Source organism: Wolinella succinogenes DSM 1740, assembly GCF_000196135.1.
Lineage (GTDB): Bacteria > Campylobacterota > Campylobacteria > Campylobacterales > Helicobacteraceae > Wolinella > Wolinella succinogenes.
Genome location: NC_005090.1, coordinates 824,558 through 850,157, shown reverse-complemented (window position 1 = coordinate 850,157; position 25,600 = coordinate 824,558). Strand labels below are relative to the sequence as shown.

Below are 25,600 nucleotides of genomic sequence, written 5' to 3'. Positions count from 1 at the left end.
CTATTTTTCCTTGTTTTTATCTAATTTGGTCATTCTAAAAAGGCTCTCTGAGAGAATCTTCTCTACAATCGCTGGCTCCACGGGTTCAATCTCATCATAATAGGTGGGAACATCGACAAAATGGGCGGGTTTAAGCACACAGTAGATATCATCGGTGATCTCATCCAAAAGCGATGCCACATCCAAAGGCATCACGGGCACAGCAATGGAGACGCTTTTGGCCTGCTGGGTGATGCACGCCTTGACAGAGGTGGTGATGGTGAGTCCACTATCAATCCCCTCATCCACAAGCAGAACATGTTTCCCTTTGAGCGAGCTGATGGTCTCTCCTTTGCGAAACTTGTAAATATATTTCAAGATTCGCTCTTCATAGCGCCTCTGTGCCTCACCATAAATGTAATCCAGACTAATATCAAACGCTTGCGCCAAGGCTTCATGAATGACAATGTCGTAGGTTTCACTAATCATAGCGATATCACATTCGGGATTATGCGGCGAGGGAATGGCTTGGGTGAAGAGAAAGTCAAAGGGAGCATTGATGGCTTGAGCCAACTTATGGGCAAAGAGGACTCCGCCCGAAGAGATGGCGACCACAAGATTGTCCTGCTTTTGCATATTCTTGATGGGCATGATCTCCATTAGACGCGCCAAGGCATCATCTCGATCCCTGAGCGTGTCCTTCTTTCGCGCCATCACCTCCTTGGGCATTACTCCTACCCTACCTTGCCAAGGACGAAGCTCCGCCCATCGTGCCAAGGAGCTTTTTCATGTCATCATCCACAAATCGCACCCCAATCCCCACGAATCCATTCACCGAATCTTTGTTAAGGAAATTGTCCACCCCAAAATAGGTGTCCACGTGTCGTAAAATCGTATAGCGAATGGAGGCTTTGAGATGAGGATTCTCACCCCTTAGGTCATGCTTCCCATCAAAGTCGAAGGCTTCCAAAGAGGTGCGGAGCTGATCGTTTAGGAAGAAGTAGTCAATTCCAACCCCTGCCGTACTCTCGATGATTCCCCCGCGCAAAAGAAGGTCATCATATCGCTTGCCAAGCTGAGCCGAAAAGTAGTACTTGGCCTTATCGGTTCGTTTGGGCTCCACCCACTGACCATTGATCTCCTTGGAGTAGTCGTCCGTGCTCACGATATCAAACATATAGTAGCGTGTCGGATTAGGCTTGTAATAGAGCGAGGCGTATCCCTTGGAATAAGAATCTCTAGCTAGATGCTCCACGCGCATCCCCACTTCAATCTCGCTTCGATCCACGATGGACAGGTAATCATCCAGCTTATTGACGACACGATTTCCATTGCTGAAGAACTGATCCACCGATTTGAGTGCATCATTAAGAGGCTGCTTATTCTCTTGGATCACCTCATCCGCCCCTGTGACGACCGAATCGACCCTGTCCACGATATGCGGGAGCTTGGCATTAATCGTATCCGCTGTGGTGCCAAACTTTGATGAGGTCGTGCCAAACTCTCTGCCCGCGCCCTCAAGCGAACTCGCCATGAGCCTCACCCCTTCGATCGCCTTTTTAAGCTCACTCCGATTCTCCGCTAACATCGCTTCAATCGTCTCAGTGACACGCCTTAAGTTGGCAAAAGTCTGCGTGAGGTCTTGACGCGATTCTTCATTAAGAACCTCTCTGGCCTCTTTAATAAACTCTTTAAACTCAACCGCCGCCTCATTAATCGAATCACTTGTCTGATCAAAACTCGACATGATCTTCTGATTCTTTAAAACTCCGTTCCTCTCTACCACTTCCAAAGAAGCTCCAGGGATGAGCTCAATATATTTGCTCCCCAGCATACTCTCTTGTGTTAAAAGCACTTTCGAATCAACGGGAATCTTCACCCCCTCTTGAAGAAAAAGGGTGGCGTAGGCCTGATTTTCATAGAGATAGACCCTAGAGACATGTCCACTCTCCACTCCATTAACTTTAACTTTGGCGTACATCTCCAAGCCTGAGGCATTCCCCAAAAGCGCTTCAATCGGATATCCGCTCTTTTGTCCGACGCTAAAGCGGTTGATTTGAGTGCTCATCAAAAAGAGCATCACAATCGCACTAAAGACAAAGATTCCGACTTTCACTTCACTCTTCATCAATCTTCCTAAAAAGTTTTACTGTTCTTGTTTGATTTTGGCGCTAATCACTGGCACAAAGCGAAACTCAAACATCACATATCGATCCTCCACCGGCTTGGCCCCTGTGGTGGTCAAAACAGGGCGAATCTCATTCACAAATCTAAGCCTATAGGAGAAGCATTTGACCTCTTTTTGGATTCCAGCACTCCAAGTCCTGAAGTATTTCTCTTGGTAATCATACCCCAAACTCCCAAAAAGGCTAAACTCTTCGAAATCTTTTTTGAAACCTGCGCGAATAAAGTTCGCCTCCAAAGTCCCGCTTCCCCCTTCGCTATTTCGCAAATAGCGTTCACGGAAGAAGTGGCCTAAGTAGGCCGAAAAATAGTCTTCTGTGTAGGTGAGATCGTGAGAAGATTCGACAATTCTATTCTCTTCATGGGAGTAAAAAATGGTGCTCCCTAGCGACCAATGTTCATCAAAATAGTAGCGCACCTCATTCTCTAGCTCGCCGTATTTCTCTAGATAATCATCAAAATAGAGAGGCTGCGCCATCTTGTGATAGAGGAACATTCTAGAGTTAGAATCATAAAAAAATTGGGACATTTTCAAATCTAGCTCTTCACTGTTCCCAGGGAGTGAGAGCACTTCGGCAAAATCCCCGCGACGATCTTTCATCCCCGGCAAAATATAGGCCGCCTCATAATGAATCGTATGAAAAAAATCTTCATAAAAGCGCGCTAAATCGCTATTGATCGCAGCTGTGTAGTAGTTGCTATAAAAGCTCCCATTCTCAAGCAGACTCTCAGAAGAGCGATTAAATCCTCGATAGTTAGCCCTTGTAGCGTAGAAGCTAGAGCCGAGTGTGAGCGAAAAATAGTCATCGGCCAAGGGCATGGTGTAACTCACGGGTACACTTAGCTCCTGCTGTGTCACTTCATAACCCGTTCGTCGCGCAAGATTCTTCACTTGATAATCCGCCGAATAGGTGAGCCGATCTAAAAAGATAGGTTCAGTGTGGCGATGGTATTGGATCGCAGGAAGAGTTTGGAGTGTGGTATCGTTGTCGGCTTTAGAGAGGTCAATGTAATACTTGGCATAAAAGCCCAAATAGTCCTGCTCCCCTTTGAGATAGTAGTTGAGCCTAGAGGTGAGAAGCTTATTGCGGATATCTGCGCTCTCCTCGCCCTCTTTTTGCAACCTCAAGTAGTCAATGTCATTGAGATGGGTGAAGTCCACATAGATTCCATCCTCGTCAAAATGACTAAAATAGGTGTTAAGCAGAGATTGGCGCTGGTATTTGAGCTGATAGCCAAGGTGGGTTCTGTTTTTTAGATCATACTCATCTTGATAGCTTTGGGTGTTGCGAAAAAACCCTGTGTTAAACCAAAGAATATTATTCTGCTCATCCGCCATCCTAAACTCTCCAAAGAGTCCTTTTCCTCGTGTGGTACGAATTTGAGGCGAAAGAGTCACATCCCAAGAATCTTCAGGCGCGATAAAAATGGGTTGATTATAGACAAATCCATCATCTTTGGAGTGCGAAAAAGAGGGGTAAAGAAGCCCTGTTTTTCGCTTATAGCCTGCCGAGAAGGAGAGATAGGGAGAGTAAAAGACGGGGTAGCGATAGAAATAGAGTTTGGGGCCCCACATGCTCATCCATTCACTTTGGGCGTCATAGGTTCCCTCGTTCATCTCAATATGCCAAATAGGATTAGAGGCGTTGCAAGTGGAGAGCACCGATTCTCCAAAGCGATACTCCTCATTGGAAAAATCGGCCTGAGAGGAGCTGATCCACATCCCTGTCGAGCTATCCTGAAGATAAAAAGGTTCCAAAAAAGCGTAATCGCTGTTGAGCTCAATTCTTACCGTCTGCGACTTGAGATAGAGGGCGTTTCCTTTAAAGACATTCACCTCACCCTCAAGATCAATGTAGCCATTTTGGGTGTCATATTTAGCGTATTGGGCGGTGACATAGTAATCTAGGTTAATAAGAGTGACATTCCCCTTGCCTAGAAGAATCTTATCTTGAGCATCCATATGATCGGCCAAGAACTCAAAAATCTTATTTTGATCCTTGTCAAATCGCTCAAGCGTTGCCCTCCCCCAAAGGCACAAAGGCAGCAATAAAGCCGCCGCCAAAACCCTTTTACGCAAGCGACACAACGACAGTCTTGGCGACTTTATCATGAAGGGCTTGTTTGAAGCTATCCATAAATGCCACCGCCAATGGGATATAAAAGAGGATTTCACCTGCGGCTCTGATGGCCGAGCGAATGGCCGAAGGAATCAAAGCGGGATTATCCAAGGTGTCAATCGAAACCACCCTCATCTTAAAGAGCATCTTGCCCAGGGTGGCTCCATAAAAGGTGACAAAAATCCATTGATAGAAGAATCGAATCGCCACGATCTCTAAAAGGGCTGCATTGATGATTCCTATCATCGCTTCTGGATCCGAAGCGTGCGCCTCGATTCGGTCCCAAAGAATCACCACCATCAACAAAGAGATCAGCAGATCATCAATGGTGTAGGCCATGATTCTCCGAAACATTGAGGGGGTGCGAAGATTTTCCCGCTCAAATATCTCTTCGAGTCGATCTTTCATCTCACAATACCTCGTGGGCGATATCATCTCGATATTGACGCCCTTTGAAATCGACCAAAGAAGAGAGTGCATACGCCCTCTCTCTAGCCTCTCTCACATCCGAGCCTAAGCCCACACAAACAAGCACCCTTCCGCCGCTAGCCAGCAGCTCTTCGCCCTTGAGCGAAACTCCCGCAAACGAAATATGAGACTCTTCGCTCTCTTGATAAAGGGGTGAAAGGAGGATTGGCTCAGGAGTGGAGTTTCCATAAGGGTAGTTACCCGAAGCCATCACCACTCCCATGCAGAATCGATCGTGAAACTCCACCTTGATTCCCTTGATTTCTCCCTTGGCGCTTGCTAAGAGCAGATCAAGAAGAGGGGTTTTGAAGAGTGGCATGAGCACCTCACACTCAGGATCTCCAAAGCGAACATTGAATTCCAAGAGATAGGGTTCGCCCCTAACGACCATGATTCCCGCAAAAAGCGTCCCTTCAAAAGGGTAGCCCTCCGCTTTCATGGCGCTAATAGTGGGAGCGATGATTCGCTCATCAATAGCGCGAAGAAGCTCTGGGGTCGCCAAAGGCGTAGGGGCGTAGGCTCCCATCCCTCCCGTATTGGGTCCTTGGTTGCCGCTAAGAAGCCGCTTGTGGTCTTGGCACGCGGGCAAAATCACATAATCCTCCCCATCACTCACCGCAAAAACGGAGAGCTCAAAACCATCCAAAAACTCCTCGATCACCACTTTTTTACCCGCTTCGCCAAATCCCTCTCCGCTTAGCATCTCCAAAACAGCCTCGATCGCCTCTTGGTGACTTTGGGCGATGATCACCCCTTTGCCTGCACAAAGACCATCAGCCTTCACCACCACGGGAGGAGTGAGGGATTGAATAAACGCTCTTGCCTCTTCCTCGCTCTCTGTCTCTAAGAATCGAGCGGTGGGCAGGGAGTTTCTCGCAGCAAACTGCTTCATGAATCCCTTAGAGCCCTCCAATCTTGCAGCCAAAGCACTTGGCCCAAAGACGGCCAACCCCTTGCTTCTAAAGAGATCACTCACCCCCTCCACCAAAGGCTGCTCGGGTCCCACCACCGTAAGATCAACAGGAAGTGCGAGGGCAAAGGCCGCCAACTCCTCATAGGAAGCAAAGGAAAGATTTTCTCCGATTCTAGGGGTGGCGCCATTCCCTGGGTAGAAGAGTATCTTCTCTACTCTTGGGTCTTTTTTGAGGGCCAATCCCATGGAGTACTCTCGCGCTCCGCTTCCTATAATGAGTATATTCATGAAAACTCCGATGAATTTTGGTCGTATGGATGGTCAAGGAGATGCCCGAGCGGGCGTTACCAAGTTGCGTGGCCCCAAAAAAAGCCAACAACTCAGACAAGAGCGACCTATTAGGCGGCAAATCCTCACCTTAGAGGCTACAAACGGAAACACCGAACACACAAGATCATCTACCTGCCTGACTATACTTAGATTGTCGGACCCCAATTTGTTGGAAATCACGCTCCGCTCAGGCTTTGACATTATAGTCCATCCTATCTAAATAGAGTTTTAATCAGGCGCTAAATGGGGCTTTTCAAGCTTTTAAAAGAGTCTCTTCTATTCTTAAATATATTTAGGGCAGAATCTTGGCTAAATTTTGCAAAACCACCAAAGGAGTCTTGGATTGAAGAGAAAAGCCTTAATGGCGCTAGCGGCGCTCTTGATGACTGTTGCTTTGAATGCGGAGAATGAATGCGTCTGTTTTGAACTAAAAGGGGAGTTTGGCGATGAGATCAAAGCAATCTTGCAAAAATACTCCAAAAATCTAGGGAGCAAAGATATCAAGGTGGTTCGTGAAGATTCCGATTTGACTGTGGCTGAGAGGAGCTTTTTGGAGAGTCTCATGGGAAGTGCTAAAGTTTCAGCTCCCGCAGGAGGCAAAGCCTACGACCTAGAAAATGGTAAACGACTTTATGATCGGGATTGCGCAAGCTGCCATGGGGTCAATGCTGAAGTCTCACTCAGCGGAAAAGCTGCGATTGGCACTTGGAAACCTGAAGATATCTCTTTGGAGCTTAGGGATTATCAATTAGGGCAATATGATGGACCTTCACGATTCGTGAAGCAGAGCATCGCCACCACCTATCGCAAAAAAGAGATGGATGATGTTGCTTACTACATCCAATCTCTAGGCGGAGGATCCAAGTAGATCCTCTCACCCCTAAGCCTTTTTAGGCGCTTACATCCAAAGAGAGGCCTTTGCCTATCTCTTTGGCCGCCTCTTTGAGGGAGTCTGGACTAGGAAGAGAGCTTTGACCTGAAGTCTCCGCCCCTTCAAGCAACTGACCCACGAGGGTCTCTTGAGTCTCCATGGCTTTTTTCAACACCGGAATGGTTGTGGAAGTCGAACCGTTTACCAGCCCTGCTCCGATTCCCATAATATCCATTTGTCAATCCTTTGATAATAGATGACTCTTTATGATCGGCATTCTAGCCCAAAACTTGATTCTTGTTTTCTAGGCGCAAAAGAAGCATCAAAGAGCGCAAAAGCGAATCGCTGGCGTTAAAAACCGCACGATTAAGATTAAGAAGCGAAGAGGCAAGATCATCGGGAATGTTGTACTCTTTCACCACTTGAGCGATGACGCGAATCGTCTCTTCATTCTCTCCGCCCATCTCCTTGGCGACCTTTTGCGCTTCGGCAAATGCATCATCCATCCCCTCGCCCTCTAAAATTTGCTTGATATTTCTAAAAAGTTTGACGAGGTCATATCGAATGCGGTCGTAGTTATCGATCACATACTCAATATCGCTATCGTTGAATTGATCGATATTGGCCTTGGCGTCTTTGAGTGTCTTGGCCGCATAAGAGATGTCACGCACCGCCTGAAGAATCTTGTTGAGACGCGATTTCTCCTCTTCGTCCAAAAGTTTACGATCGATCTCCCCGCCATAGGCAAGAATCCTCATCTCCAAGCGCTTGATATTGCGGTAGAGCTTAGGGAGATTCTCCTCCGTTCCTAGACTCTCTTGGGAGAGAACTTTCCACATCCGCTTGTGTCGATTGAAAACCTCTTCAGGATTGAGACTAAGCAACATTGATCCAAATCTTAGCACGCTCTCCATGAGATAGACGCTCTCTTTATAGATTGCCTCCAAAGAAGCATCCGCGACATTAATATCCACCGTGTTGATATATCGAGTCACCTCCGTTTGAGCCTTGGCGTAAAAGCTCGTCAATTTCATCGCAAACCAAGGGATAAAAGGGGTAAGCAGAACAAGGCCAATAAGATTAAAAAGCGTCTGATACATCGCCAAGGCCAACGCCTGCTCCTCTTTGAGCCCCATCCACTCCATCACCACATAGGTGAGTGGAGAGAGGAGAATATAGCCGATAAAAGAGGTGATTAGGTTAAAACCAAAATGGGAGAGTGCCACTCGTTTCTTGTCCGCCCCCTCGCCAAGAGAGCCGATAAAAGAGGTGACGGTCGTCCCGACATTGGCTCCAATGATGAGCGCAGCCGCTACGGGAAAATCGATCACTTGAGAATGAAGAGCGGAGAGTGCGATGGCTGCAAGGGCGAACGAAGATTGAATCGCCATGGTCAAAAGTGCCCCTACGAGGATAAAAATGGGCAAGGGATAGAGCAAATATTCGCTCAGGTCAAAAGAAGCAGAGAGGAAATCCGAACTGCTCTTTAGATAGTGCAACCCCAAAAAGAGAAATCCAAACCCAAGCATCACACGACTAAAAGCCTGAATCTTAGATGAGCCAGCTCCAAATACAAGGATAAATCCTCCAAGCCCGATCATGGGAAGGGCGAGCACATCAATCTTAATTCTAAAGCCAATCAGCGCCACAATCCACGCCGAAAAGGTGGTGCCAAAGCTCGCGCCAAACATCACCCCAATCGCACTGGCAAGACTCATCAGCCCCGCCCCCACGAAAGAGAGCGTCATGAGAGCCACCACACTGCTACTTTGGAGCGCTGCGGCTGAAAAAGTCCCGCTCACAACCGCTTTAAAAGGCGTGGCAGTAAAGTCTTTAATCAGGCGCTTAAAGGTGCGACCCGAGCTATCTTCAATGGCGCGCTCCAAATAGTGCATCCCAAACAAAAAGAGTCCAAGTCCCGAAAAAGCCTCTAAAAAAATCTCCGTTGGCGACACCTCATAACTCCTTGCTCAGATCAAGAATCTTCAACATCTTTTGGTGACTTCGCGTGAGGGTGCGAAACTCCACCCGCCTAGAGTGCTCCTCCGAATCAAGCGGCTTGGCAAAGGAGAGTCCATTGGCCCTTAGCACTTTGATTAGCCAATCCTGCTCACCCTTGATTCTCTCTAGAGCAAAACAATATTTAAGCACTTCAAATGCTCTCGCCTGAGAGAGTGCTGCATTTCCAAGATAACGCTCCTCTAGGGTTTTTGCATTGAGCCATTCACTGGAGGTGTGTCCCTCGATTCGAATCTCCTCAATATCGCCTTTATATTTCTCTTGGGAGAGAATCTTCACATAACGGGGGAAGAAATCATCCAGCACCACCTTGAAACGCTCCTTGACCTGACTCTTGCCACTGTCAAAAAGAACATCGGGCTCTTTGAAGCGAATCGTATTGTCAGGGTCAATGGTCGCATTCCAAGAGGTCAAATCCTTTGAAAACTCCTTGATAAGGTCGTTATACAGCTCTAACTGAAGAGTCTCAAAGGTTTTGGCAACATCGCCTATTTTGTCATTGAGCTCCCTAAGCTCGCGATTCTTCTTTTCTAGATTCTTGCGATCATAGGCTGAACTCACCATGTAAGAGACTGTGATGATCAAAAAGATCATCATAAGCCCTGCCATCATATCGGAGATGCTGATCCACTCGTTGTTCTCTTTCATGATTAAAAGCCTGATCGACTGCCAATAAGCTCTTTAATACGCCGCAAAAACCACTCATAATCGCGCTTGAAATCTCCCGTGAGAGAGGAGAGCGATCGATCTAGATCGCGAAGCGAGGAGACAAGATTTTCATTGAGGGCGGTGGTGCTCTCCAAAGAACTCGTCACATTCTCTTGAAGAATCTTCAAGATTCCCTCAATTTCACGCTTGTTGGCCAGTAGTGTCTGATTGGTTGAAGTGATAGTGGAGATCACCTCTTTTTGCAACACTTCAAACTCCTTGATAATCGCCAAACTCGCCTCTTTGGGCGCACTCACGCTCTCTTTGGTGATTTTTTGAAGCAGCTTCACATACTCTAGCGCTAGATTCTTGAGCGACTTTTGTGCCCCCTCTTCAAGCTCTAAAAGGCGCGTCTGGATCGCCGTGGTGCTCTCACCCAAGAGCCCCAACTGAGATTGGCTATGGTTTTGGAGCGTCTGGAGTGTCTCTTTGGCTAGCGTTTGATTCATCTCACTAACACTCTTTTTCACCCCATCAATCCCGCCCTCTAGCGCCTTGGCCAAAATCATCAATCCACTCAGCGCTCCTTGGGTCATCCCTTCAAAACCTGCTTTGATCTGTTCGCCCATGGCGCTGTTTTGAGCCAAAACCCCCTCGCTAAGCTCCGCAAAACTCGCCCTCACCTGTTGATTCGTCTCTAGAAGAGTCCCTTGAGTGAGCTCACTACTCTCCCTCCATCTCGTGGCATACTCTTCCCAAAAACCTCTAAAATCGAGCGCCATCCCCTCTAACGCCCCCTTGTTTTGCGTCAAGAAGGCTTCACTGAGGCGCTCGAATCGCTCTTTAAGCTTAGCAAAGAGCACCAAAGTGCTCTCCTTGGCCATCTTCTCCTGCTCCAAAAGGAAAGCGCTGCTCTCTTGGGAGCTCTTTTGGAGCAAAGAGAGCACCTCGTTCGCCCCTTCGCCAAGCTGCTCCCTAAGGCTCACCACTAGTGCCTTAAACTCTGTAGAGAGCCCCCCTAGATGCTCAGTGAAGTGCTGTTGCGCCAAGGAGATATCGCTTTGGATTCGCTCCTGCAACCATCGACTGCTTTGCGTGAGACTCTCTTGTGCCTCTTTGGTGGAGGAGGTGACTTCCTCACCTAGGATTTTAAGCTGCGCGCTTGAATCGCCAAAGAGCCGATGAATCTCTTCGACTGCCTCTAATGCCCTCCCTCTAAGTCCTGCAAAGCTCTCCAAATGAGCGCTCAACTCCTCATTTTCTCCCCGATAGAGCTTAAGAAGCGCTCCAAGCTCCTCGTAAAAAGCGCGCACCTCTTGATTGCTCTCTAGGATTTTGCCCATTGAGAGGCTTGTGCTCTCCATCGCACCCCTAGAGAGTTCTAGGCTCTTTTCGATCTCTTCGATACTACTTTTGTAATTCTCCTGCCATGTGATCATCTTGAGCGTGGCGGCATTGAGCTCTTTAAAATTTTCACCAAACTGTTCACTTAGATTCTGATTGAAATCCGCAATCACCCTCTCCAAAGCCGCAATAATCTCTTCTGAAGCCCCCTTGGCTAGCTGATCGATGGTCGCCTCAAGAGAGCGCTTCACCTCCAAAAGCCGCTCTTCCAAAAGAGCAAAAAGCCTCTCATGCTGGCTCTTTTGTCGCTCATCGATTCTCTCTAGCTGCTCTAGTTGGCGAACTAGGAGAGGGAGCAGTCCGGGAAGTGATTCGAGATGATCGAGCTTAGAGGCTTGCTGGATGAAGTAGTCGGTGGCCACCTGCGTGTCGCTTTTAACATGGCGACGCTTCTGGAGAACGGAGAGCAAAATCGCCAAGCCCATCCCCATGATTGAGGTGTAAAAGGCGACCTTGAGTCCCTCAAGAAGAGGGGGGACTGATTCTTCGATTTTGAGCGTGTCAAATTCCAAAAGTCCCGCAAATATCCCTACAAAAGTGCCAAGCACCCCTGTGCTCATGATGATTGATTTGAAATCTCGATGATGGGGCGTGGCAAAGGTGCGATAATCCACCCACGCCAAATAGAACATCACAAAGGTAAAGAGGAGATTCACCCAAAGGCCAAATCCTGCGCTCAAGACTCACCCCCATCGCGATCCTTCATCCAGTCAGGGCGCTGAATAGGAGGGCGCTTGGAGGAGACGACCTTGAGATAGAAACGCACCAAAAGCACAATAACCAAGAAGGTCACAAAGGCTGAGATAATGGTGCCTAAATCATACTGAGTGCCCATCATAGTCGGCCTCCTTTAGGGGTTTAGGATTTTATTTGGAGCTCTTGGTGATAATGGAGAGATTGTTCAATCCCGCATCTTGCAAAGCGCCCACAAGGACGACAAAACGCTCAAATTGACTCTTGGCGTCTCCGCGAATGATAATAGGGGAATCTTTAGGAAGCGTGGTGATGAGCTTGGGAAGCTGCTCCAAACTCACGGGCTCTTTGCCTAAAAAATAGTCCCCCTTTTCCGTGATGGTGAACTCTCTCTCTTTGAGCTGGCTAGGCTTAGAGCCACTTTGTGCCTTGGGTAGGGTCACGGGAATCTGTCCTTGCGCCACAAAAGTGGCGGTCGTGAGCACAATCACAAGAAGCACCAGCATGATATCGATAAAGGGAACAATATTGATTCCATCGATTTTTTTAAGCGTCATGAAGAATATCCCACTCCGCCAAAAGCACTTCACTTTTGCGCACCAGAAGGTTATAAAAGACCACCGAAGGAATCGCGACCAAAAGCCCCAAAGCAGTGGCTTTGAGCGCTAGGGCCAAGCCCGTCATGATCGAATTTGAATCAGCCACTCCGCTCTGCCCAATCTCCAAAAAGGTCATCATGATCCCAAAGACTGTCCCCAAAAGCCCCACATAAGGCGCGTTTGAGCCAATCGTTGCGATGATAGTGAGGCGCTTGGAGAGATCGATCTCTAGCTCTTTGCGATTCTTGTAGAGCTGAAGCTTGACATAGTGAAAAAAGAGGAGCCGCTCCACCGCCGCCCAAAGCATCACCACACTTAAAAAACCAAGTAAACCCAAAACACCATAATCCACGATCTCTTTTAAATACTGTTCCATGCCCTACTTCTTTAAGCTTTTAAAGCTGAAATTATCAATCACATTGTCTCGCTTAAGACGCCGCTCCTCTTTTTTGGTCTTGGAGTAAAAAAACCAAAAAGCCCCCAAGGTGAGCAGACTCGCCATAATGTAGTCAAAATATTGCAATCCCCCTCCTTTTAGACTTGATCAATGTTCTTTAAGGGCGGCTTTAACCTCCCTATCCAGAATGCGTTTTTTCAGTGTCTCGCGTTTGTCATGGAGATTTTTCCCCTTGGCAAGCGCGATCTCCGCCTTCGCGCGGTTGCGCTCGTTAAAATAGATCGAAAGCGTCACCAGCGTCATCCCCTCAGTAGAGACACTGCCTGTGAGCTTATCAATCTGTTTGCGATGAAGCAAAAGCTTCCTAGGGCGTCTCTCATCAGGCTTATAATGCGGATTGGTCGTCTCCAGATAGGAGATGTGAGCGTTGAGCAAAAAGGCCTCACCCTTAATGATCTTCACAAAGCTATCTTTGAGATTGACCCTCCCCGCCCGAATGGCCTTCACCTCGCTACCGCTGAGCGCGATTCCTGCCTCTAGGCGCTCTAGGATATGAAAATCAAAAAGGGCTTTTTTGTTATTGGCGATCACTTTCCTAGCCACGATTCGCCCCCGCGGGAGCAAAAAAGGTGCTTCCACTCCCACTAAAGAATCGCCCCGTGTGCGCATACTCTCCCAGCTCTGGATAGAGAAGAAGCGCAGGAGCATAGAGGTCATTAAGGCTCAAAGGGTCTTGGCTTTGAAGAATCGTCTCTCCAGAGCTCTCCAGCCATCTCTCTGCCTCTTGTCGTTGCCAACGCAAATCAAGCTTGGGCAAAAAAGAGGTGCGAAAAGCTTCATAAACTCGCGCTGTATTAGCGATGATTCCGCTCATAAAAAGCTCCACCTCCATAAGATTCTCTTCAAAAGGTTCGACGATTTCGCCAATCCCTCTGACATTGGCACTAGGGTAGCCAAAGACAAAAAAGGGGACATCCGCCCCTACCCGCTCTCCCACCTCAGCGAGCTCCTCAAGCGAGAGAGAAAGCCCCAACGATTCTTTGGCCATGAGCAAAAAGGTGGCCGCATTGCTGCTTCCTCCACCCAGCCCCGCTCCCTCAGGGATCCGTTTTTGGAGGGAGATTCCTCTTTTTTCTATCTCGCGCCTCTCGCTCTCTTTGAGTCTAGGGAGCAAGGCTTCTTTGGCTTTATAGATGCTGTTTTGCTCCACAGGACAAGAGAGGGTGGAGCGAATCTCAAAAGAGCCGCTAGAGGATTCTATCCACTCCATCTCATCAAAAAGCGATTCCACTCTCCAGAATCGTGAGGCGAGCTCATGATAAGAGCCTTTTTGTCCCAAAATCTTCAAAAAGAGATTGATCTTAGCACAAGATCTCATGGGCTACTTTTTGAGTTTTTGACTCAAAGAGGTGAGCGCGATTTCGTCACTCTGCGCGGAGGCCTTGAGGTTCTCATCGGCGACGGCTTTTTTGAGCTCTTCGCGCAAAATCAACATATGGGGAGGCGCCTCAAACCCAAGCTTCACGCTTCCTTTGTCAATCGAGACGACCTTGATGACGATCTCATCGCCAATCACGATACTCTCTTCTTCTTTTCGCGATAAAATCAGCATTTTTCCATCCTATTGAGCAAATAGACGACCTGTCCCTCTTTGATTTCAATTATAGAGAAAAATTCCTCAAATTCCGCTATATACTTGCCCTCTTTAGGATTTCCAAGATCGCTTGCTAAAAGCTTCTTCCCATGAAGAAACTCCTCCTTTAAAGAGGTGGCATCAATTTTTGGATAGGGGAGAATCTCTAGCGGCTCTAGCTCTCTGTAGCCCTCAAAGCGCATCTCCCCTTCACTTAGACGCTCTAGACTAGAGAGTGCACCATAACATCCAAGTCTAGAGGCGATCATCCCCCCAAGGCTTCGGATATAAGAGCCTTTGCTCACCTCCGCCTCAAAATGGACAAAAGGATGCGTGTAGTGGAGCAGCGAGAGTCTGCCCACCCTCATCGTGAGGATTGGAAGCTCCACCTCTTCTTTGTTGCGCGCCATATCATACGCCCTCCTGCCGCCAATTCTCTTGGCGCAATATTTGGGAGGAGTGTAGCTGATTTCCCCCTCCAAAGCACCCATTATCTCTTCCACTCTCTCTTTGGAATAGGGAGGAATCACCTCCACCCCCAAGATATTCTCAATGTCCAAAGAATCGCTATGAAGCCCCAGCCACAAGGTCGCCCTATAAACCTTAGGCTCTTGATTGAGATGATCAAATAGTCTCGTATAGTGCCCAAATGCCACGACTAGAACCCCTTTGGCAAAAGGATCAAGCGTCCCGCTATATCCCGCTTTTTTGACCCCAAAGCGCCGCTTGAGGCGCTGGAGATAGTGGTTAGAGCTCATGAACATCGGTTTGTAACCGACAAAAAGGGCGTTAGGCTTCAAAGATTCTCCTCCTGTTTCATGATAAAATTTCCCTTTATTTGCTTCCAAGGAGCTTGCTATGGGTCGCTTAAGCCAAATCTGCCGCTGGATGATAGGGGCAATAGCCTTGATACTTCTTGGATGCCAAAGCCCCACGCTTCTCCCTCCTCCCCCTCATATCAAGCTCCAAAAAGGAGAGGATTGTTGCTTTATTCCTAGCGAGATGAGCCGCACTCTGCGCTACCAGATTGAGAGCTTTCTTGCCGAGCACCCCGAATCAAATCTTAGAGAGATCACCTATCGATTCAGTCGCTTTTGGGATGAGCGAGACGATCTCTTTTTAGAACGCCGATTAGGGATGAAGCGCCTAAGCAGTGACTATAAAATCGAGATTGAGGTGGAACTGCTCTTTGAGGATGCCCCCTCTAAAGAGATTCGCCGCGAATACTTCCGCCTCCCCTCCTCCTTTTTTCATCCCCCCTACGACACCCATTTCAAACAGGCAGTTGATCGACTTTTAGGAGAGAAGCGCTAGATCTTAATGACATAGGAGGAGAGGATTTCGCGCACCATCCCCCCAAAATTGATCTTAAGCTTATACTCCTTGCCTACGCCGCTCACCTCACTCACACGACCTGCACCAAAGATTTTGTGTGTGACCAAATCTCCTTTTTTGAAGTTGCTCCGCTTCTCTATCACCAAGCTCCCCTCAAGCAAACCCGCCTCTTTAAGGAATCGAGACTTCAAAAGCTCCGTGCGCTTGCCCTTATAGAATCGCGAATGAACATGGCTCACCGCTAGGTGACTCTTAGCCCTAGTGAACGCCACATACCCAAGCCGTCGCTCCTCCTCCAGATCACTCCCCTCGCGAATCATAGGGAAAAAACCCTCCTCAAATCCCACCACAAAAAGATGCTCAAACTCCAATCCCTTGCTCGCATGAACGCTCATGCAAGAGACAAAACTATCCCCCACCTCATCTTGGTCGCTCTTTAGCGAGAGGTCGTTCAAAAAGTCTTCGAGATTCGCCATGGGATTGGAGAGAATGAAGTCGCGAAACACTCCATAAAACTCTTCAATGTTTGAAACTCTATCGATTGTCTCTTTGCTGTTTTCAAAATACTCTTTGAGCAGAGAGAGCTCTTCAAAGCGCTCCAAAAATCGCAGAGTCGATTCCTCTAAGACTGCCTGAAGCTCCTCGATCATCGCGAAGAATCCTGTGAGTGTCTCATGGTTTTTAGCGCTCACAAGCCCCTCAATCGCCCCTTTTTTATAGAGCTCAAAGAGCGAACATCCAGCTCTCTGCGCCTCAAGGAGGAGTTTATCTTGCGTCACCTTGCCAATCCCTCGCTTGGGCTTGTTGATGATTCGAGCCAAAGAGAAATCATCATGAGGATTGACGATGAGGCGAAAGTAGCTCAAGATGTCTTTGATTTCACTTCGCTCATAAAATCGCATCGCCCCCACCAGTTTGAAAGGAATCTTGGCGCGATTGAAACCCTCTTCGAGGGAACGGCTAAGAGCATTGAGCCGAAAAAGCACCGCTATATCGCTGGGCGAGACTCCGCTATCAAGAAGCGTGCGGATTCTTTTGGCAACCTTTTGCGCCTCCTCGCCCTCATCTAACGATTCCAAAATTTCGATTGCCTCGCCTGCCCCTTTGACACTTTTTAGCGTCTTTCCTAGACGCCCCTTGTTGAATTCAATGAGGCTATTGGCCGCCTCCAAGATAGGGGCCGTGGAGCGATAATTCTCCTCCAGCCTCACCACCTTTGCGCCCGCAAAATGATCAGGAAAATCGAGAATATGATTGATATTGGCTCCCCTCCAGCCATAGATACTTTGATCATCATCTCCCACAACGCAGAGGTTATTGTGCGTCTGGCAAAGCTTTTTGAGGAGCTTGTATTGGAGCTCATTGGTGTCTTGATACTCATCCACCATGATGTATTGATACTTTTCGCTCACCTCTTTGGCGAGCTCCTCATCCCCTTCTAGAATCTTCAATGAAAGCAGGAGGAGGTCGTCAAAATCGACCATGTTTTTCTCTTTTAAAAACTCCTCATATTTTCCATAGATTGAGGCGATGAGTTTATAGTTTTTATCTTGCGCGCTAAGGAGCGCCTCATCAGGCATGATGAGCCAGTTTTTCATGCGTGAAATCTCGCTCTCGACTAAGCCCACGGGTAAATCATCGTTGATATTTTTGAGAATCTTCTTGCGATCGTCACCATCAATGAGAACAAAATTGGGTTTTCGTCCCAAGCGCTGAATGTGAAATTTCAAGAATAGAAGCCCGAATTTGTGAAAAGTGCACAAGAGCGGAGGGTGCATATCACGCCTTTGCACAAGTCGCAGTGCACGCTCTCGCATCTCGGCAGCGGCTTTGTTGGTGAAGGTGAGCGTGAGCGTGTTGGAGGGAGGGATTCCCACCTCTTCAATCAGATAGGCAAGCCGTGTAGTGATCGTCTTTGTCTTGCCGCTCCCCGCACCTGCTAAAATGAGCAAAGACCCCTCTATTTGGGTTGCGGCCTCCCTTTGGGCGGCGTTTAGGTCATCTAAAAAGTGTCGATTCATTCATGAGTCCAAATGGATATTTTTGGGATTATATCCAAAACGACCTATAACTTTTTCGCATTTTTTTTGGTATTATATTATATTTTTTTATATCAAAAACCGCCCTCCAAGGAGAAAAACGATGTTAAAAGATTTCGCCAAGCTTGAAACCTTCCTCATCGTAGTGCGCGAACGGAGCTTCTCCAAAGCCTCTGCTAAACTAGGAATCTCCCAGCCCGCCGTGACTCAACAGATCAAATACATTGAAGAGTATCTCGACACCAAAATCATCGAGCGCAAAAAAAACGGAGTCAAACTCACCAAAGATGGCGAGAAACTTCTCACCATCGCGCTAAGATTAGAGCGTGCCATTGTCACGGCTGAGAAAGAGACGATGAAGATCATCAAAAAAGATTTCTCTTTCAATATTGGCGCCTCCTTCACCATCGGGAACTACATCCTCCCAAACTGCTTGGGCAATATTAAGGAGATGATCAAAAACGATGTCTTTGTTAAGATCGATTCTTCAGACAATATCATTGAAGCGCTCATTGAAAAAAAGATTGATCTCGCTCTCATTGAATCGCCTATCTTCAAGGACAATATTGTCTATCGTGAGTGGGTGGAGGATGAGTTTGTCCTCTTTAGCAACTCCCCTCTGCCTAAAACCGTCAAAAAAGAGGATTTGCTCACTTTCTCATGGATCTGTCGTGAATGGGGGAGCAACACCCGAAGAATCATCAATGAGACCCTCGATGATGTAGGAATCGACTGCACCACCTTTGACATCAAAGGAGTGGTGAGCAGCTCCACGGGCGTGAAGCACACCGTGCTCAAAAGTCCTAAATTCCCTGAAGAATCGCCCAAGCCCACCGTGGCTATTCTTTCAAAATATGTGGTTCAAGATGACTTAGTGAACAACTCTCTTCATGAATCAAAAATCCGAGGCTGCAAGCTGAAGCGAAAACTCTATCTTGCCTACCTTAAAGATCGTAAAAATGATGCATTTGTCGATACGGTCTCTAGTTGCCTCATGTGCAACAAAAATCTAGGGTAGAGACCTAGAAGTATCCACCTCAAAGTCAAAATATTCCGACTCAAAGCCCACATTGCCAACCGCTGCGAACTGTATCGCTGCGGCTTTGAGATTTTTTGCCTCCTGCTGGAGGAGTCCTAGGGCATAGCGACTCTCATAGTTTGTGGGTGCTTCCAGCTTGGCAAGCTGCAGAAGTGCCACGGCGTTTTCATGGTGTCCCGCTCCAATAGCCGCAACTCCGGCTAAAAAGAGCGTCTGCGTATCCCGCTCACCCATGTCATCAATCAGTGAGTTATAGAGCACGAATGCCTTCTCAAACTCCCTAAGGTAGATGCTTGTGAGCGCCAGAGCCTGCACCACCCCTCTCACCTCACCCCTCTCGCTCACCAGTCTATCGTCTAGCGTTTGTTGAACTCGACGCAAAGCTCCAATGTTATACCCCACATGCACATAGAGCTCTCTAGCGAGTGCGGGGCCATAGTAGAGCGCCTCTAGCGAGGTGGGTCGCTCCTTGTAGAAAGCTTGCGCTTTGAGGGCTAACTCCTTGGGATCGTCTCCATAGTTTTCCGCCAAGACTGCCAAAAGCGAAGCCACTAGATCATCGGGGAGCTGGGATTGGAGTTTTTTAGTTGCACGCACCATTCGCTCTTTATTTCCACTTTGAATCGCCGAAGCCACCTCTAGTGCAAGATAGATGCTCTTTGGATTCTTCACCCCCTCCATCCACTCCAATGGGGCGGCTTTGTTCCCTTGAAAGTAGCCAAGAAGAGAGAGGAGGAATTGCCGCTCCTCCTCCTCTAGCTGGCTATTTTCAAGCTCAACTGCCAAAGTGTCGGCGATTCTTGAATAGTCCCTAAAAGTGAGCCTAGCCGCAATCATCGCAAAGATTCCCGGAAGAATGTCACGACTATTGAGGTGGTGGCTTCTTAAAAAATGACGATAGGCGTTGTCAAAATCGCCCATCTGCGCATAAGAGAGTCCGAGATTGTAGTGTAGAATCGCGTGATTTGGATACTCATCGACCACCGATTTGAGAAGTTTATTAGCCTCTCTTGTGTTGTTTTTGAGTGTCTCCTTGAGAGCTTTGGCAATGTTAAGATTAACCTTGGAGATGGTCGATCCTTTCACCAAGACATCCTTAGCCTCTTCAATATCATTGAGCAAAATATTGACTCCCCCCTGCTTGATAAAGACCAACGCCTGATCAGCGTCAAACACCTTATAAGGGGCATAATAAAAAAATATTTTATAGGCCGTGAGTGAGCGAGAGGAGAAATCCTGCCAAAATCGCTTCTGTGATTCGTGCACATCAAAGAGCGTCTCTTTGAGACGAACCTTGAGCGGATAGATCGAGGCGATTTCACGCTCATCTTTGCCTGCATATTTATCAAGCATCGCCGCCGCATCCCCCAACTTCCCTATCTTAGCGTCGATAAGTGCCATCGCCATATGAGGCTTGGGTGAGGTGTCGCCCGACTCGATTCGACGCACGAGATAATCTTGAGCGCTCTTATAGTCGCCGATTCTTGCATAAAGCAATGCTAAATCTAGGTAATCTTCACTCGTCGCACTCCGCTCTAAAAAGCCAAGAGCGCTCATTTCATCTCCATAGTAGAGATGAAGCTTGGCCAAAAGATGATCCACCTCTTTGGCGTAGTGCCCCTTTTGAAAATGAGTGAGTGGAGAGATCGCCTCAAAATAGTAACCCTTGTAATACTGTACCAAAGCATAGAGATAGGGGTAGAGAGGGAGATTAGAGGCTTCAGGAAGATAGGCTTCGGCTAGATCAACATAGTAGCGATAAAGCGCACTGTTTTGAAGCCAGTAAGCACACATCGCGGCATTGATCGCGCTCATAGCCCGATCTTCTCCCGAATCAATGGCCTTTTGGAAGGAGGCGAGCGCTGCTTCGTAGTTTTTCTCCTCCGCTTGTGCCACCCCTAGATTGAAATTAGAGAGCGATTCGGAGAAACCGGAGATGCTCTCATAGAGATTGAGTGCCTCTCCTCTGTCGCCTTTGGTGTAAAGCAGATTGGCCTTTTTGATCATGGTCTCCAAACGAGAGATATCCACAGGGCGACTCTCTATTTTAAGCCCTCTGAGTATCTCTCGTCCCTCACTCTCTCGTCCCTCACTCAAGGGAGTGGGAGCCGCCTCCTTGGGGGCGAGCAAAATCGCGGCCAAAAGCGCGAGGATGAGGAGAAAAAAGAGCACTCCCAAAGCCAGTACCCCATAAAAAAGGCGCTTGTCGCTTTGAATTTTCTCTTTAAAAGAGGAGAGCCTATTCAAAAGCACTTGACGCCTAGAAAGAGGTGCGGTAGGCTTTTTCTCCCCCTCTGGGGTAAAATCATTCACCTCATCATCAAGGCGTATGACATTATCTTCCGCCATGGCGACTCCAAAGGGGATTTAGGCTCAATGCTCTCATAGGTAGCGGCGTAAAACCTCAGGAATCTCGATGGTTCCATCGGCGTTTTGGTAGTTTTCCATGATGGCTACCAGTGTTCTGCCTACCGCCAAAGAGGATCCATTGAGAGTGTGGACGAGTCGATTTTTTTTATCCTCGTCTTTATAGCGAATCATGGCGCGTCTAGCTTGAAAATCTCTTGTATTGGAGATGGAGCTGATCTCACGATAGCAGTTTTGCCCCGGAAGCCAAACCTCAATATCCACCGTGTTGCTCGCTCCAAACCCAAGATCCCCTCCGCAGAGCTGGACTAAGCGATGAGGCAATCCTAGAGAGCTCAAAAGGTCAGAGGCGCAATCGATCATCTTTTGCTGAATCGCATCACTCTCTTCGGGCTTTGTGAGTGCCACTAGCTCCACTTTGTCAAACTGATGCTGGCGAATAATCCCTCTTGTGTCACGCCCTGCGCTTCCTGCCTCTTTGCGAAAACATGGCGTGTGCGCCGTGAGCAGGAGGGGAAGTTCATCGTGGGGAATAATCTCATCTCGATAGAGATTGGTGAGTGTCACTTCGGCCGTGGGAATCAAATAGAGTTCATGCCCCCTTCCCTTCTCGCCCCCCTGCTCCTCTTCAATCACTTCAGAGATTTTAAAAAGATCATTTTCAAACTTAGGCAACTGCCCCGTTCCAAGGAGCGTTTCTCTATTAACGATCACGGGCGTAACCACCTCTTCAAAGCCTCTAGAGTGATTAAAATCAAGCATATAGCTAATGAGCGCTCGGCTCATTCTCGCTCCCTCTTTGCGCAACACCGAAAATCGGCTCTTGGCCAGCTTCACGCCACGATCAAACTCAATCCAACCATTCTGCTCGGCCAACTCCCAATGCTCTTTGGGGCGGAAGTCGAACATCTTAGGCTCTAGCACGCGCCTAATTTCAATATTGTCATGCTCATCTCTTCCTATGGGGGTCTTCTCATCAGGCAGGTTGGGAATAATGAGTGCAAGCGATTCTAGCTCTCTCTCTAAAACACTCACCTCAGGGAGAATCTCACTCAAACGAATCTTGAGGGTGTCTAGCTCTGCTTTGAGGGAGTCGATCTCTTTTCCCTCTTTTTTGTATTGGCCAAAGAGTTTAGACTTGGCGTTTTGCTCGGCTTGCAACTCTTCGCTCTCGCGCTTTTTCGCCTTGTATTGACCCGCCAAAAGGCGCGCCTGCTCCAAAAAATCAGCCTCCAAATGGCGCTTGGCCAGCCTCTCTGCCACCTCTTCAAAATCATTCATCAAAAGCTTCAAATCAATCATTGTTTCTCTCTATTTTTATCGCTTCAAGCGGTTTATCCAAAAAAATAATGGTAACCAAAGGGCTATAAAATAGCCATAAATCAGCCTCTCTCTTTGGCGGACTAATAATCCATGTCGTAAGGAATCGACGCATCAGGAAAATTAGGGTCTTGGCGCTCCCACAGCGATTCTCCCCTAGAACCTCGGCCACAAAGCGGATCGCCCTTGACTGCCATACACGTGATCCCCGCTCCAATCCCTGCACCGATTAAAAAGGTGTCCGTCTTAGGGCTGATGCAACCCGTCAAAAAAAGAGGTAAAAGCCCCATCCATAGCCATTTTAGCTTCACGATTCTATCCTTAGAAGTGATAAGATTCCATGCCATTATACCCCTTTGAAGCACTTGCCGTTCCAAGCCCTCGCTCAATGTCGTTTTATAATGTTTTAGATACTATTTCTCCATTTTTCAAAACCAAAAAGTCGCCTAAGCGGCGATACGAAGGATTCCGTGAAATGTTTGGGATGGGTTTTGCCGAAATCATCTTGGTGGCGGTTGTAGCCATCATCTTTCTAGGGCCAGATAAGCTTCCTCAGGCGATGGTGGATATCGCCAAATTTTTCAGAGCGTTCAAAAAGACTATAGCCGAGGCCAAAGATAGCCTAGATAGGGAGATCAGCATCAGCGAAATCAAGCAGGAGGCACTCTCTTATAAAAAAAGTCTTGAGGAGGGAACACAGAAACTCTCCAAAGAGATCAAGCTAGACGACCTAGAGCCCGTGCTTGATAGCGAGCTCAAAAACAAAGTCGAGCAGGGCGAAAGGGTGAGCGCAGAGGATCGTGAACGCCTCCAAAAAAAGCTCCAAGAGCTTAAAGAAAAAGAGGAGGCACATAAAGATTCCTCCTCCCCTGAGCTTGATTTTAAAAGCGCGCGCCAAACCCCCAAGGAGTCTTGATGTTTGAAGAGCTAAAACCCCATATTCAAGAGCTAAGAAAGCGTCTCATTAACGCGGTTGTTGCTCTTTTTATTGCCTTTTTTATCTGTTTTTTCTTTTGGGAAGGAATCTTAGACTGGATGATCGCCCCCCTCAAAGCCGCCTTGCCCGCAGGTAGCAACGTGATCTTTACTGAGGTAGGAGAGGCTTTCTTCACTGCCATTAAAGTCTCCTTTTTTAGCGCTTTCATGTTCTCCTTGCCCGTAATTTTTTGGCAAGTTTGGCTTTTTGTCGCCCCTGGACTCTACCAAAACGAAAAGATGCTCGTGCTCCCCTTTGTCTTTTTTGGAACACTCATGTTTGTCACAGGCGCACTTTTTGCCTATTATGTGGTCTTTCCCTTTGGCTTCACCTATCTCATCAACTTTGGAAGCACCCTCTTCACGGCTCTCCCTAGCGTTGGATTTTATGTCACTTTTTTTGCCAAGCTCATGATTGGCTTTGGGATTGCCTTTGAGCTTCCTGTCGTTACCTTTTTCCTTGCCAAGCTTGGTCTAGTCACCGATAAAACCCTTAGGGATTTTTTCAAATATGCCATCATTATTATCTTTATCGTGGCCGCCATCCTCACCCCTCCTGATGTCATCACGCAATTCATGATGGCGATTCCTTTGACCTTCCTCTATTGGGTCTCTATCCTCATCGCCAAAATGGTCAATCCTGAAACAAGCCCTAATGAAGAGTAACGATCCCTTTTCGCTCCTCACCTACGACTATGAGCTGCCCGAAGAGCTCATAGCCTCTCATCCGATTCATCCAAAGAATCAAGCGAGGCTACTTGTCTATAATCGCAAGGACGGGAGCATCCTGCACACCCATTTCAGTGAGTTTGAGCGCTTCATCCCCCAAGAAGCTTTGATTGTTTTTAATGACACCAAAGTGATCAAGGCTCGATTCTTTGGCAAGAAAGAGAGCGGAGGGGGCGTGGAGCTCCTCTATCACAAGCCCCTTGGCGTGGAGCGTTTTTGGGTGCAGATCAAAGGCAGGGTCAAGCTGGGTCAGACCCTCCTTCTTGCAGAAGGGTGGAGGGCTCAGATTCTAGCACTTGGCGAGGGGGGATTTCGCGAGGTGAGCTTTTGGGATGAGCGGGGAGTCAAAGTGGAGCTCGCCCAGCTGCTTTTGTTTCTAGAACGCCAAGGCCATGTTCCCCTGCCTCCCTATATCAAACGCACCGACACTGCCTTAGATGAGGTGGAGTATCAGAGTGTCTTTGCCAAGCACGAAGGAGCCATCGCCGCTCCCACTGCCTCGCTCCACTTTGAAGAGACGGACATGGTGCGACTCAAAGAACGATTTGATCATGCCTTTGTGACACTTCATGTAGGCGCAGGGACATTTTTGGGAGTCGAGAGCGAGGACATCAGGAATCACTCCATGCACAAAGAGCGATACTTTATCTCCGAATCAAGCGCGCAGAAGATTAAGCAAGCCTCTCAGATTCTAGCCATCGGCACCACGGCGGCACGCACCATCGAATACTATGTGCGCACGAGCAAAAAAGAGGGCGAGTGTGATCTCTTCCTCCATCCAGGCAATCCTCCCCTTAAGACCACTGCCCTGCTAACCAATTTTCACCTCCCCCAATCCACCCTGCTCATGCTCGTGAGCGCCTTCATCACTCCGAAGGAGTGCCAGCGGGTTTATGCCCAGGCTCTAAAAGAGCGTTATCGATTCTTCTCCTATGGAGATGGGATGCTAATCCTATGAGCTCGCTCAAACACCAACTTAAAACCTATCACATCCCCTTTGATGATCAGATGCTAGAGCGCCTAGAGCGCTACACGGCGCTTCTTTTGGAGTGGAATAGAGCCCACAATCTCACGGGTGCCAAAAACTCTCAAGAGGTGGAAGAGCATCTCATCGATTCTCTCTACCCTCTCCGCTTTTTGCCCCCCTTTGATTCCTGCGCCGATATTGGCACGGGGGCGGGATTTCCTGGATTGATTCTAGCGATTGCATTGCCAAAGAGCCATTTTGACCTCATCGAACCCCTCAAAAAGCGGGTCGCTTTCTTGCACTACTGTGTCATGGAGCTAGGACTTAGCAATGTCTCCATTCATGCCAAACGAATCGAAGCTCTCACACTAGAGGCTCCCGACCTCATCACCTCGCGCGCGGTCACTTCGACTCAAACCCTGCTCTCCCTCGCGCGCCCTCTCATCGCCCCTCACACTTCCATCCTCTTCTACAAAGGAGAGCGCGTTTTGGGCGAGATACAAGAGGAGGAGGGCTACACCATCACCCCTTTCAAACAGCGCCGTTATCTATTTAAACAAGGAGTCTAGCC

General features: G+C 48.1%; 28 protein-coding genes. 7 read left to right on the top strand and 21 right to left on the bottom strand.

From position 1 onward, the window contains the following. The 5 genes from WS_RS04290 to purD are packed head-to-tail and all read right to left on the bottom strand — an operon-like array spanning position 1 to position 5,952. On the bottom strand, positions 1-693 hold the full coding sequence (locus WS_RS04290; protein ID WP_011138800.1) for a phosphoribosyltransferase: 693 nt from the start codon (positions 691-693) through the stop codon (positions 1-3). 25 nt (positions 694-718) lie between these two features. Beyond that, positions 719-2,107 (bottom strand): MlaD family protein, encoded by a 1,389-nt coding sequence (locus tag WS_RS04285; protein ID WP_041571745.1) that lies wholly within the window; start codon positions 2,105-2,107, stop codon positions 719-721. Positions 2,108-2,125: 18 nt separating this feature from the next. Then, the gene (locus WS_RS04280) at positions 2,126-4,213 is read right to left on the bottom strand and encodes an LPS-assembly protein LptD (RefSeq protein WP_232501940.1); all 2,088 of its coding nucleotides are present in this window, start codon (positions 4,211-4,213) and stop codon (positions 2,126-2,128) included. 22 nt (positions 4,214-4,235) lie between these two features. Further along, positions 4,236-4,691, bottom strand: coding sequence for an RDD family protein (locus tag WS_RS04275; RefSeq protein WP_011138797.1), 456 nt, complete (start codon positions 4,689-4,691; stop codon positions 4,236-4,238). 1 nt (position 4,692) lies between these two features. Continuing rightward, complete coding sequence (gene purD / locus WS_RS04270) at positions 4,693-5,952, bottom strand: phosphoribosylamine--glycine ligase (RefSeq protein WP_011138796.1); 1,260 nt, start codon at positions 5,950-5,952, stop codon at positions 4,693-4,695. A gap of 385 nt (positions 5,953-6,337) precedes the next feature. Here purD and WS_RS04260 point away from each other — a divergent pair, with 385 nt between their 5' ends. Further along, positions 6,338-6,862, top strand: a complete 525-nt coding sequence (locus tag WS_RS04260; protein WP_232013705.1) for a c-type cytochrome — start codon at positions 6,338-6,340, stop codon at positions 6,860-6,862. 22 nt (positions 6,863-6,884) lie between these two features. Here WS_RS04260 and WS_RS04255 read toward each other — a convergent pair whose 3' ends face one another. The 12 genes from WS_RS04255 to truB are packed head-to-tail and all read right to left on the bottom strand — an operon-like array spanning position 6,885 to position 15,058. Then, entirely contained in the window at positions 6,885-7,100 is a 216-nt protein-coding gene (locus WS_RS04255; protein ID WP_011138793.1) for a hypothetical protein, read from the bottom strand. A gap of 43 nt (positions 7,101-7,143) precedes the next feature. Further along, positions 7,144-8,820 carry a Na/Pi cotransporter family protein gene (locus WS_RS10590; protein ID WP_011138792.1) on the bottom strand — a complete coding sequence of 559 codons (1,677 nt, stop codon included), beginning with the start codon at positions 8,818-8,820 and terminating at the stop codon, positions 7,144-7,146. Position 8,821: 1 nt separating this feature from the next. Then, on the bottom strand, positions 8,822-9,532 hold the full coding sequence (locus WS_RS04245) for an OmpA family protein (RefSeq protein WP_011138791.1): 711 nt from the start codon (positions 9,530-9,532) through the stop codon (positions 8,822-8,824). Between the two features lie 2 nt (positions 9,533-9,534). Then, positions 9,535-11,616: a coiled-coil domain-containing protein gene (locus WS_RS04240; RefSeq protein ID WP_011138790.1), complete on the bottom strand. Its 2,082-nt coding sequence runs from the start codon at positions 11,614-11,616 to the stop codon at positions 9,535-9,537. After that, entirely contained in the window at positions 11,613-11,774 is a 162-nt protein-coding gene (locus WS_RS11030) for a hypothetical protein (protein WP_011138789.1), read from the bottom strand. Before WS_RS11030 ends, WS_RS04240 begins: the two co-directional genes overlap by 4 nt. 28 nt (positions 11,775-11,802) lie before the next feature. Beyond that, on the bottom strand, positions 11,803-12,186 hold the full coding sequence (locus tag WS_RS04235) for an ExbD/TolR family protein (protein ID WP_011138788.1): 384 nt from the start codon (positions 12,184-12,186) through the stop codon (positions 11,803-11,805). Then, positions 12,176-12,604 carry a TonB-system energizer ExbB gene (exbB, locus tag WS_RS04230; protein WP_011138787.1) on the bottom strand — a complete coding sequence of 143 codons (429 nt, stop codon included), beginning with the start codon at positions 12,602-12,604 and terminating at the stop codon, positions 12,176-12,178. Before exbB ends, WS_RS04235 begins: the two co-directional genes overlap by 11 nt. Positions 12,605-12,607: 3 nt before the next feature. Next, positions 12,608-12,751, bottom strand: a complete 144-nt coding sequence (locus WS_RS10960) for a hypothetical protein (protein ID WP_158305198.1) — start codon at positions 12,749-12,751, stop codon at positions 12,608-12,610. 21 nt (positions 12,752-12,772) lie between these two features. Continuing rightward, complete coding sequence (smpB, locus tag WS_RS04225) at positions 12,773-13,228, bottom strand: SsrA-binding protein SmpB (protein WP_011138786.1); 456 nt, start codon at positions 13,226-13,228, stop codon at positions 12,773-12,775. Further along, complete coding sequence (locus WS_RS04220) at positions 13,221-14,003, bottom strand: 4-(cytidine 5'-diphospho)-2-C-methyl-D-erythritol kinase (RefSeq protein ID WP_041571743.1); 783 nt, start codon at positions 14,001-14,003, stop codon at positions 13,221-13,223. Before WS_RS04220 ends, smpB begins: the two co-directional genes overlap by 8 nt. Before the next feature lie 3 nt (positions 14,004-14,006). Further along, on the bottom strand, positions 14,007-14,237 hold the full coding sequence (locus tag WS_RS04215) for a carbon storage regulator (RefSeq protein ID WP_011138784.1): 231 nt from the start codon (positions 14,235-14,237) through the stop codon (positions 14,007-14,009). Continuing rightward, complete coding sequence (gene truB / locus WS_RS04210) at positions 14,231-15,058, bottom strand: tRNA pseudouridine(55) synthase TruB (protein ID WP_041571742.1); 828 nt, start codon at positions 15,056-15,058, stop codon at positions 14,231-14,233. Before truB ends, WS_RS04215 begins: the two co-directional genes overlap by 7 nt. A gap of 58 nt (positions 15,059-15,116) precedes the next feature. Here truB and WS_RS04205 point away from each other — a divergent pair, with 58 nt between their 5' ends. Then, complete coding sequence (locus tag WS_RS04205; protein ID WP_041571741.1) at positions 15,117-15,572, top strand: hypothetical protein; 456 nt, start codon at positions 15,117-15,119, stop codon at positions 15,570-15,572. On the opposite strand, the gene WS_RS04200 is transcribed toward WS_RS04205, so the two are convergent. Continuing rightward, on the bottom strand, positions 15,569-17,614 hold the full coding sequence (locus WS_RS04200) for an ATP-dependent helicase (RefSeq protein ID WP_011138781.1): 2,046 nt from the start codon (positions 17,612-17,614) through the stop codon (positions 15,569-15,571). The two genes, WS_RS04205 and WS_RS04200, sit on opposite strands and share 4 nt — an antisense overlap. A gap of 121 nt (positions 17,615-17,735) precedes the next feature. Here WS_RS04200 and WS_RS04195 point away from each other — a divergent pair, with 121 nt between their 5' ends. Next, on the top strand, positions 17,736-18,650 hold the full coding sequence (locus WS_RS04195) for a LysR family transcriptional regulator (protein ID WP_011138780.1): 915 nt from the start codon (positions 17,736-17,738) through the stop codon (positions 18,648-18,650). Here the strand turns inward: WS_RS04195 and WS_RS04190 are convergent. The 3 genes from WS_RS04190 to WS_RS04180 form a co-directional block, all read right to left on the bottom strand. After that, entirely contained in the window at positions 18,642-21,020 is a 2,379-nt protein-coding gene (locus WS_RS04190; protein ID WP_011138779.1) for a tetratricopeptide repeat protein, read from the bottom strand. The two genes, WS_RS04195 and WS_RS04190, sit on opposite strands and share 9 nt — an antisense overlap. Positions 21,021-21,053: 33 nt before the next feature. Next, positions 21,054-22,340, bottom strand: coding sequence for a serine--tRNA ligase (gene serS, locus WS_RS04185; RefSeq protein ID WP_011138778.1), 1,287 nt, complete (start codon positions 22,338-22,340; stop codon positions 21,054-21,056). A 101-nt stretch (positions 22,341-22,441) separates the two neighbouring features. After that, entirely contained in the window at positions 22,442-22,705 is a 264-nt protein-coding gene (locus tag WS_RS04180; RefSeq protein WP_041571740.1) for a hypothetical protein, read from the bottom strand. Between the two features lie 128 nt (positions 22,706-22,833). Between WS_RS04180 and tatB the strand changes: the two genes are divergently transcribed. Genes tatB through rsmG form a run of 4 tightly spaced genes read left to right on the top strand, consistent with a single transcriptional unit; the run spans position 22,834 to position 25,598 of the window. Next, positions 22,834-23,274 carry a Sec-independent protein translocase protein TatB gene (gene tatB, locus WS_RS04175; protein WP_041571739.1) on the top strand — a complete coding sequence of 147 codons (441 nt, stop codon included), beginning with the start codon at positions 22,834-22,836 and terminating at the stop codon, positions 23,272-23,274. Beyond that, entirely contained in the window at positions 23,274-23,999 is a 726-nt protein-coding gene (gene tatC, locus WS_RS04170) for a twin-arginine translocase subunit TatC (protein ID WP_011138775.1), read from the top strand. The genes tatB and tatC overlap by 1 nt, the downstream gene beginning before the upstream one ends. Next, on the top strand, positions 23,989-25,020 hold the full coding sequence (queA, locus tag WS_RS04165) for a tRNA preQ1(34) S-adenosylmethionine ribosyltransferase-isomerase QueA (RefSeq protein WP_011138774.1): 1,032 nt from the start codon (positions 23,989-23,991) through the stop codon (positions 25,018-25,020). Before tatC ends, queA begins: the two co-directional genes overlap by 11 nt. Further along, a complete protein-coding gene (rsmG, locus tag WS_RS04160) occupies positions 25,017-25,598 on the top strand; it encodes a 16S rRNA (guanine(527)-N(7))-methyltransferase RsmG (protein WP_011138773.1) in 582 nt (193 codons plus the stop codon). The genes queA and rsmG overlap by 4 nt, the downstream gene beginning before the upstream one ends. The last annotated feature ends 2 nt before the right edge of the window (positions 25,599-25,600 follow it).

What these genes read in the sequence shown, in the direction of transcription:
- WS_RS04200 (WP_011138781.1), bottom strand. Translation starts at nt 17,614, where the DNA reads ATGAATCGACACTTTTTAGATGACCTAAACGCCGCCCAAAGGGAGGCC.
- WS_RS04255 (WP_011138793.1), bottom strand. Translation starts at nt 7,100, where the DNA reads ATGGATATTATGGGAATCGGAGCAGGGCTGGTAAACGGTTCGACTTCC.
- WS_RS04290 (WP_011138800.1), bottom strand. Translation starts at nt 693, where the DNA reads ATGGCGCGAAAGAAGGACACGCTCAGGGATCGAGATGATGCCTTGGCG.
- WS_RS04205 (WP_041571741.1), top strand. Translation starts at nt 15,117, where the DNA reads ATGGGTCGCTTAAGCCAAATCTGCCGCTGGATGATAGGGGCAATAGCC.
- WS_RS04180 (WP_041571740.1), bottom strand. Translation starts at nt 22,705, where the DNA reads ATGGCATGGAATCTTATCACTTCTAAGGATAGAATCGTGAAGCTAAAA.
- WS_RS04190 (WP_011138779.1), bottom strand. Translation starts at nt 21,020, where the DNA reads ATGGCGGAAGATAATGTCATACGCCTTGATGATGAGGTGAATGATTTT.
- tatC (WP_011138775.1), top strand. Translation starts at nt 23,274, where the DNA reads ATGTTTGAAGAGCTAAAACCCCATATTCAAGAGCTAAGAAAGCGTCTC.
- WS_RS04285 (WP_041571745.1), bottom strand. Translation starts at nt 2,107, where the DNA reads ATGAAGAGTGAAGTGAAAGTCGGAATCTTTGTCTTTAGTGCGATTGTG.
- exbB (WP_011138787.1), bottom strand. Translation starts at nt 12,604, where the DNA reads ATGGAACAGTATTTAAAAGAGATCGTGGATTATGGTGTTTTGGGTTTA.
- queA (WP_011138774.1), top strand. Translation starts at nt 23,989, where the DNA reads ATGAAGAGTAACGATCCCTTTTCGCTCCTCACCTACGACTATGAGCTG.
- WS_RS04235 (WP_011138788.1), bottom strand. Translation starts at nt 12,186, where the DNA reads ATGACGCTTAAAAAAATCGATGGAATCAATATTGTTCCCTTTATCGAT.
- serS (WP_011138778.1), bottom strand. Translation starts at nt 22,340, where the DNA reads ATGATTGATTTGAAGCTTTTGATGAATGATTTTGAAGAGGTGGCAGAG.
- WS_RS04275 (WP_011138797.1), bottom strand. Translation starts at nt 4,691, where the DNA reads ATGAAAGATCGACTCGAAGAGATATTTGAGCGGGAAAATCTTCGCACC.
- WS_RS04215 (WP_011138784.1), bottom strand. Translation starts at nt 14,237, where the DNA reads ATGCTGATTTTATCGCGAAAAGAAGAAGAGAGTATCGTGATTGGCGAT.
- rsmG (WP_011138773.1), top strand. Translation starts at nt 25,017, where the DNA reads ATGAGCTCGCTCAAACACCAACTTAAAACCTATCACATCCCCTTTGAT.
- WS_RS04195 (WP_011138780.1), top strand. Translation starts at nt 17,736, where the DNA reads ATGTTAAAAGATTTCGCCAAGCTTGAAACCTTCCTCATCGTAGTGCGC.
- WS_RS04220 (WP_041571743.1), bottom strand. Translation starts at nt 14,003, where the DNA reads ATGAGATCTTGTGCTAAGATCAATCTCTTTTTGAAGATTTTGGGACAA.
- WS_RS11030 (WP_011138789.1), bottom strand. Translation starts at nt 11,774, where the DNA reads ATGATGGGCACTCAGTATGATTTAGGCACCATTATCTCAGCCTTTGTG.
- purD (WP_011138796.1), bottom strand. Translation starts at nt 5,952, where the DNA reads ATGAATATACTCATTATAGGAAGCGGAGCGCGAGAGTACTCCATGGGA.
- tatB (WP_041571739.1), top strand. Translation starts at nt 22,834, where the DNA reads ATGTTTGGGATGGGTTTTGCCGAAATCATCTTGGTGGCGGTTGTAGCC.
- WS_RS04245 (WP_011138791.1), bottom strand. Translation starts at nt 9,532, where the DNA reads ATGAAAGAGAACAACGAGTGGATCAGCATCTCCGATATGATGGCAGGG.